We start from the raw sequence: 7088 nt of genomic DNA on the forward strand, positions 1-7088 counted from the left end.
GGCCGGGACAGGGACCGCGCCCGGGGCGGGGACTGAGCCCGGGACGGGGACCGCGCCCGGGACGGGGGCCGGATGACGGCCGCGCCGCGCCGATGGACCGGCCGCCGGCACGGCCTGACGTACGTCCTGCCGCTCGTCGTCTTCCTGGCCGCCCTGTTCCTGGTGCCGCTAGTCCGCCTCCTGCGGCTGAGCTTCAACCCGGTCGACAGCTTCAACGCGGCCCTGCCCGGGTTCACCCTGGCGCAGTACGGGCGGGTGTTCACCGAGCCGTACTTCTACGGCTCGCTCCTGCAGACCCTGGCCACGGCGCTGCTGGTGGCGGTGCTGTGCGTGCTGCTGGCCTACCCGGCCGCCTACCTCCTGGCCCGGCGGCGCGCCGGCGTGCTGCGCACGCTGCTGTTCGTCATCGTGATCTCGCCGCTGCTGACCAGCGTCGTGGTGCGCACCTACGGGTGGGTGGTGCTGCTGTCCGGCAACGGCGTCGTCAACAAGGCGCTGGTCGCCACCGGGCTGCGGGACCAGCCGGTCCAGTTCCTCACCAGCTACCCGGCGGTCGTGGCCGCGGTCACGCACGTGCTGCTGCCGTTCGCGATCATCCCGCTCACGACCGCGCTCGGCGGGCAGGACCGCAACCTGCACCGCGCCTCGCAGACCCTCGGCGCCGGGCCGATCCGGACGTTCCTGCGCGTCACCGTGCCGCTCAGCCTGCCGGGCGTGGTCACCGGCGCGCTCATCGTGTTCGCGCTGGCCATGGGCATCTACATCACGCCGCTGCTGGTCGGCGGGGTGACCCAGCCGCTGACGGGCATCCGGGTCTACGACCAGGTGACGACCGTGTTCGACTATCCGGTCGCGGCGGCGCTGAGCTTCGCGCTGCTGGCGCTCACCATCGTGTCCACGACGCTGCTGGCCGGCGTGTTCCGGATCTGGGAGAGGCGGCTGCATGGCTGAGCGTGGCTACGGCCGTGGTTATGACGGTGCTTATGACAGTGCCTACGACCGGGGCGTGCGGCTGGTGGCCGGCGGCCTGGCGGCGCTCGTCTTCCTGTTCCTGATCGCGCCGCTGGTGGTGCTGGTCGTGAGCTCGTTCAACGCGGCGGGGTCGATGGCGTTCCCGCCGTCCGGCCTGTCGCTGCGCTGGTACGCCGACGTGCTCGGCTCGCCCGACTGGCAGGTGTCGTTCCGGCTGAGCGGGATGCTCGTGCTGATGGTGGTGCCGACGACCGTGGTGATCGGGACGCTGGCCGCGTACGGGCTGGCGCAGGGCTCGTTCCCCGGCCGCAGGCTGCTGCAGGGGCTGGCGCTGTCGCCGCTGATGGTGCCGGAGATCATCATCGCGCTCGGGCTGCTCTACTACTTCCACGGCGTCGGGCTGATCAACTCCCTGCCCGGGCTGTGGCTGGCGCACTCGCTGGTGGCGCTGCCGTTCGTGGTGCGCGCGGTCACGGTCAGCGCGGCACAGCTCGACCCGGCGCTCGAACGGGCCGCGACGAGCCTGGGCGCGGGGCGGGCCCGGGTCTTCTTCACGGTGACGCTGCCGCTGCTGCGGCCCGGCATCCTCGCTGGCGCGATCCTGGCCGCGGTCACCTCGCTGGGCGAGGTCGCGGTCACCGCGCTGGTGGCGGGCGCCAACACCACGACGGTCCCGCTGCGGATCTTCTCGGCGGTGCAGTACCAGCTCGATCCGTCGATGGCCGCGGTGTCCACGCTGCTCATGGCGGCGAGCGTGGTCGTGATGGTGGTGGCTGACCGGTTCGCTCGTATTTCGGAGGCATTGTGACAGCGGGATCGGAAGACGGGGCGACCGCGCGGATCGGCATCGACGTCGGGGGGACGTTCACCGACTTGGTCGCGGTCGTGCCCGAGCGCGGCCTGGTGGTGCACCACAAGGAGCCGAGCACGCCCGCCGACCCCTCCAAGGCGGTCGCGGACGGGCTGGCGGCCATCCTCGCCCAGGCCGAGCTGCGGCCCGAGGAGGTCGCGGGCCTCACCCACGGCACCACGATCGGGCTGAACGCGGTCATCCAGCGCAGGGGCGCGCGCATCGCCCTGGTCGTGACCGAGGGCTACCGGGACATCCTGGAGATCGGCCGCAGCCGCATGCCCTCCTCCTTCGACCTGTACGCGGGCAAGGAGGAGCCCCTCGTCCCGCGCAACCGGATCGTCGAGCTCGCCGCCCGGCTGAGCCCGCGCGGCGAGCCGGTCACCGAGCCGGACGCCGCCGAGCTGGACCGGGCCGCCGCGGCGCTGCGCGCCACCGGCGCGGACGCGGCGGCGGTCGTGATCCTGCACGGGTACACCGACCCGGCCTTCGAGGAGGGCATCGCGGCCGGCCTCCGCGAGCGGCTGCCCGGCCTGCCGGTGACGGCCTCCGCGACCGTCTGGCCCGAGGTGCGCGAGTACGAGCGGGCGCTGGTCGCCTGCTTGAACGCCTACATCCAGCCGCTGATGCGCGACTACTTCGCCCGGCTGGAGAGCCGGGTGCGCGGCCTGGGCGTGCCCGCCCCGATCTTCATCAGCGCCTCCAACGGCGGCTCGATGAGCCTGCGCTCCGCCGCGGAACGCCCGATCGAGACCGTGCTTTCGGGCCCAGCGGCCGGGGTCGCGGCGGCGGCGCGGCTGGCCCGCGGCACCGGTCTCGGGGCCATCGTGACGTTCGACATGGGCGGGACCAGCAGCGACATCGCCGTGACGCTGGGCGGCGCGCCGGAGCTGGCCACCCACACCACGGTCGGCGGGCTGCCGCTGATCGTGCCCATCGTCGCGGTGAACGCCATCGGCGCGGGCGGGGGCTCGATCGTCTGGGTGGACGGGCAGGGGGTGCTGAAGGTCGGGCCGAGCAGCGCCGGCGCGGACCCGGGGCCGGTGGCGTACGGGCGGGGCGGCGACCGGCCGACCGTGACCGACTGCTACCTGGTGACGGGGCTGATCGACCCGGCGACGTTCCTCGGCGGCCGGATGCGGCTCGACGCCGGCGCCGCCGCCAAGGCCCTGTCCGGCGTGGCCGACCGCCTCGACGGCGGCGCACCCGGGAAAAGCGCGCCCGGGGACGGCGCGGCCAGACACAGTGCGGCCAGACACAGTGCGGCCAGACACGGCGCGGCCGGGGACGGCGCGGCCGAGGAAGGCGCGGCCGGAGAAGGCGCGTGCGAGGCGGCGGCCGGTGCGTTGCGGGTGGCGACCGCGGGCATGGCGACCGAGCTGCAGAAGATCATGGCGCAGCGCGGCCTGGACCCGCGCAGGTTCACCCTGGTCCCCTTCGGCGGCGCCGGCCCGACCCACGCGGCCATGCTCGCGGAGGAGGTCGGCATCGCCCACATCGTGGTCCCGCCGACGGCCGCCACGTTCTGCGCCCTGGGCGCGGCGGGCGCCGATCTGCGCCGCGACTTCGCCCGCAGCCTGCGCCGCACGCTGGACGCCGAGAGCGCCGCCCGGCTGACCGGCGTGCTGGCCGAGCTGTCCGTCCAGGCCCGCGACTGGCTCGCCGAGCAGTCCGGTGACGGCGCCGCGTCCGTGGCCCGGCTGTCGTCCTCGGCCGACATGCGCTACTCCGGCCAGGCGTACGAGCTGCGCGTCGCGCTGGAGCCGTACCGGCTGGACGCCAGGGCGATCGCCGAGGCGTTCCACGCCGAGCACGAGCGCCTGTACGGCTTCCGCGACCAGAACGCCCCCATCGAGCTGGGCACCGCCCGGCTCGGCGTCGTCGCCCCCGTGGCCGAGCTGCCGCCCGCCGCCGCCCCGCGCGGGACGGGCTCCCCCGGCCCCGCCGGGCACCGTCAGGTGCTGCTGGCCGGGGCCTGGCACGAGGCCGGCGTGTACCTGCGGGCCGCCCTGGGCGTGGGGGACGTCTTCGCCGGCCCGGCGATCGTCGAGCAGGACGACACCACCGTGGTCGTCCCGCCCGGCTGGTCCGGCGACGTGGACGGCGCCGGCAATCTGCACCTCCGTCGAAAGGCCTGACCCGTGCGGCTCGACCCCGTCACCTTGGAGATCGTCGGCAACCGGCTCAGCGCCCTGACCGAGGAGATGTGCCTGACCCTGCAGCGCACGAGCCGGTCCCTGTACGTCAAGGAGACCGCCGACTTCTGCTGCGCCTTCGCCGGGCTCGACGGCGGCTTCGTGGCCTACCCGAGGGGCATCGGCGTGTCCGGGTTCGTCGGGCTGAACGTCCTGACCGCCGTACGCGCCGCCGGGCCTCTGGAGCCGGGCGACGTGATCATCACCAACGACCCGTACCGGTCCGGCGGCCTGGCCACCCACCTGACCGACATCCAGCTCATCGAGCCGTACTTCCACGACGGCGAGCTCATCGGCTACGGCTGGGCGTTCATCCACTGCTCCGACATCGGCGGGCGGGTGCCGAGCAGCCTGTCGCCGATCAACGACGAGATCTTCCAGGAGGGCCTGCAGATCCCGCCGGTCAAGCTGGTCCGCGCGGGGCAGCCCGCCCGGGACGTGGAGGCGCTGATCTCGGCCAACAGCCGCACGCCCGAGGCCAACCTGGGCGACATCCGGGCCATGCTCGCCTCCCTGCGCACCGGCCGCGAGCGGCTGTCCGGCGTCATCGCCCAGCACGGCGTGGACACGGTGCTCGCCGCACAGGGCGACCTGGTGGACTACACCGCGGGCAAGGCCCGCGCCGCGCTGGCGAGCCTGGGCGACGGGACCTACCGCTTCGTCGACTACCTCGACGACGACGCCGTCTCCAGCATCCCGGTACGCCTGTCCGTCACCGCCACCCTGCGCGCGGGCGACCTGCACCTCGACTTCACCGGCACGGATCCGCAGGTCGCCGCCGCCTTCAACATCGCGACGCTGGGCCGGCCACACGCCTGGATCACCACGCGCGTCCTGGCGCTCATCTGCACCCTGGACCCGGGCATCGCGCTCAACGCCGGGCTCATCGCGCCGATCAGCGTCACCACGCCCGAGGGGTCGCTGGTCAATCCCCTGCACCCGGCCGCCGTGGGCGTGCGGCACGCCTCGGCCAACCGGGTCAACGACGCCGTCGGCGGCGCGCTCGGGCTGGCCGCGCCGCAGGTCCTGCCCGCGGCCTCCAGCGGCCTGGTGGTGCCCGTCGTGGTCGCCGAGCAGCGCGGCACCGGCCAGAACGTCCAGGTGCTCGAGCCGATGGTGGGCGGGACCGGCGCGCGCGACGGCTCGGACGGGGTGGACGGGCGCGACAGCGGCATCTCCAACCTGTCCAACAACCCGGTCGAGACGGTGGAGACGGAGATCGGCGTCGAGATCCTCAGGTACGGCCTGCGCGCCGACTCCGGCGGCGCGGGCCGCTGGCGCGGCGGCTGCGGGCTTGAGCTGACCTTCCGCGTGCTCGGGGAGGGCTCGAAGCTGCTGGCCAGGGGGCTGGAGCGGATGTGCTTCCGCCCTTGGGGAGTGCGCGGCGGCGGGCCCGGCGCGCCGACCGAGCTGATCGTGAACCCGGGCACGCCACGGGAGCGCAGGCACTTCAAGATCGACGTGCTGCCGCTGGAGCCCGGCGACGTCGTCACCCTGCTGACCTCGGGCGCGGGCGGCTACGGTGCCGCGTACACCAGGGATCCGCAGGCCGTGCTGCGCGACGTGCAACGCGGCGTGGTGACCCGCGAGGCGGCGGCCCGCGACTACGGCGTGATCCTGCGCGACGCGCCGGACGCCGCGCCGGCCGTGGACGTGGAGGCGACCGCGGCGGCCAGGCGGGAGCACCCCGAGGTGGCCGCCGCCGGGCCCGAGCGGCAGGCGTGGGAGTCCGTCTTCGACACTGACACGGTCGATCGCCTGGTGGCCGCCCTGTTCCGGCTGCCCAGGCCGGCCCGCGGGCCGCGCAGGGCCGCCGTCTACACGGCCGTACTGGGCGAGCTGCCCGACGGGTTCCCCCGCACTCGCCCCTCCGCCGAGCAGGTCGGCACCGCTCGTCGTACGCTCGACGACGAGATCTCCGCACTGGAAAAGGTGATGGCATGAGCGGTTCTGACGCGGTCGGCGCGGTCATGAAGGGGCTCGAAGGACCGTTGCTCGACGAGCTCACGACGTTCTACCAGGACCTGCACCGGCACCCCGAGCTGTCCTTCGCGGAGGAGCGCACGGCGGCTCTCGCGGCCGACCGGCTGCGCGCGGCCGGGTTCGAGGTGACCACCGGCGTCGGCGGCACCGGCGTGGCCGGCGTGCTGCGCAACGGCGAGGGCCCGACCGTCGCGCTGCGGGCCGACATGGACGCGCTGCCGGTGCTGGAGGCGACCGGACTGCCGTACGCGAGCACCGCGACCACCCGGGACGCCGAGGGCAGGCAGATCCCGCTCATGCACGCCTGCGGCCACGACATGCACGTGACCTGCCTGAGCGGCGCGGCGACCCTGCTGGCCGCCGGGCGCGACCGGTGGCGCGGGACGCTCGTGGCGCTGTTCCAGCCGGCGGAGGAGATCGCGGCCGGGGCGCAGGCGATGGTGGACGACCGGCTGTTCGACCGGATCGGCACGCCCGACGTCGTGCTCGGCCAGCACGTCTTCCCGAGCCCGGCGGGCACCGTCCTCGTCAGCCCCGGCGAGATCCTGGCCACCGCCGACAGCATCGAGATCCGCCTGTACGGCCGGGGCGGCCACAGCTCCCAGCCGGAGCGGACCGTCGACCCGGTGGTGCTGGCCGCCGCCACCGTCATGCGGCTGCAGACCGTCGTCGCGCGCGAGGTGTCGCCGTTCGAGCGCGCGGTGCTGACGGTGGCCCAGATCCACGCCGGTCACAAGGAGAACGTCATCGCCGACGAGGCGACCATCACCCTGAACATCCGCACGTTCTCCACCGACGTCCGCCGCACGCTGCTGGCCGCGATCGAGCGCGTGGTCAACGCCGAGGCCGCCGCGTCGGGCGCGACCAGGTCGCCCGAGTTCCGTACGCTGAACTCGTTCCCGCTCACCAGCAACGACGCCGCCGCGACCGAGAAGCTGCGCGACGCCTTCGCCGCCCGGTTCGGGCCCGAGCGGGTGACGGAGATGAAGCCGCTGATGGGCAGCGAGGACTTCGGGGTCTTCGGCGCCACGGCCGGCGTGCCGTCCGTGTTCTGGGGGCTGGGCGGGGCCGACGCGGAGGTGTACGCC

Annotated in this window: 5 protein-coding genes; all 5 read left to right on the top strand. The window is 74.3% G+C overall.

Annotated features, from left to right (window positions below; all coding sequences use genetic code 11):
* The first annotated feature begins 72 nt into the window (after positions 1-72).
* On the top strand, positions 73-951 hold the full coding sequence (locus tag ETD85_RS58675; RefSeq protein ID WP_138698481.1) for an ABC transporter permease: 879 nt from the start codon (positions 73-75) through the stop codon (positions 949-951).
* A complete protein-coding gene (locus ETD85_RS58680) occupies positions 944-1780 on the top strand; it encodes an ABC transporter permease (RefSeq protein ID WP_138698482.1) in 837 nt (278 codons plus the stop codon). The genes ETD85_RS58675 and ETD85_RS58680 overlap by 8 nt, the downstream gene beginning before the upstream one ends.
* The gene (locus tag ETD85_RS58685; protein ID WP_170247434.1) at positions 1777-3960 is read left to right on the top strand and encodes a hydantoinase/oxoprolinase family protein; all 2184 of its coding nucleotides are present in this window, start codon (positions 1777-1779) and stop codon (positions 3958-3960) included. Before ETD85_RS58680 ends, ETD85_RS58685 begins: the two co-directional genes overlap by 4 nt.
* Before the next feature lie 3 nt (positions 3961-3963).
* Positions 3964-5961 carry a hydantoinase B/oxoprolinase family protein gene (locus tag ETD85_RS58690; RefSeq protein ID WP_138698484.1) on the top strand — a complete coding sequence of 666 codons (1998 nt, stop codon included), beginning with the start codon at positions 3964-3966 and terminating at the stop codon, positions 5959-5961.
* The coding region (locus tag ETD85_RS58695; protein WP_206059565.1) for an amidohydrolase at positions 5958-7088 on the top strand (1131 nt) is incomplete at its 3' end. The genes ETD85_RS58690 and ETD85_RS58695, both read left to right, overlap by 4 nt.

Origin of the sequence: Nonomuraea zeae (assembly GCF_005889725.1) — a bacterium.
GTDB classification, from domain to species: Bacteria; Actinomycetota; Actinomycetes; order Streptosporangiales; family Streptosporangiaceae; genus Nonomuraea; species Nonomuraea zeae.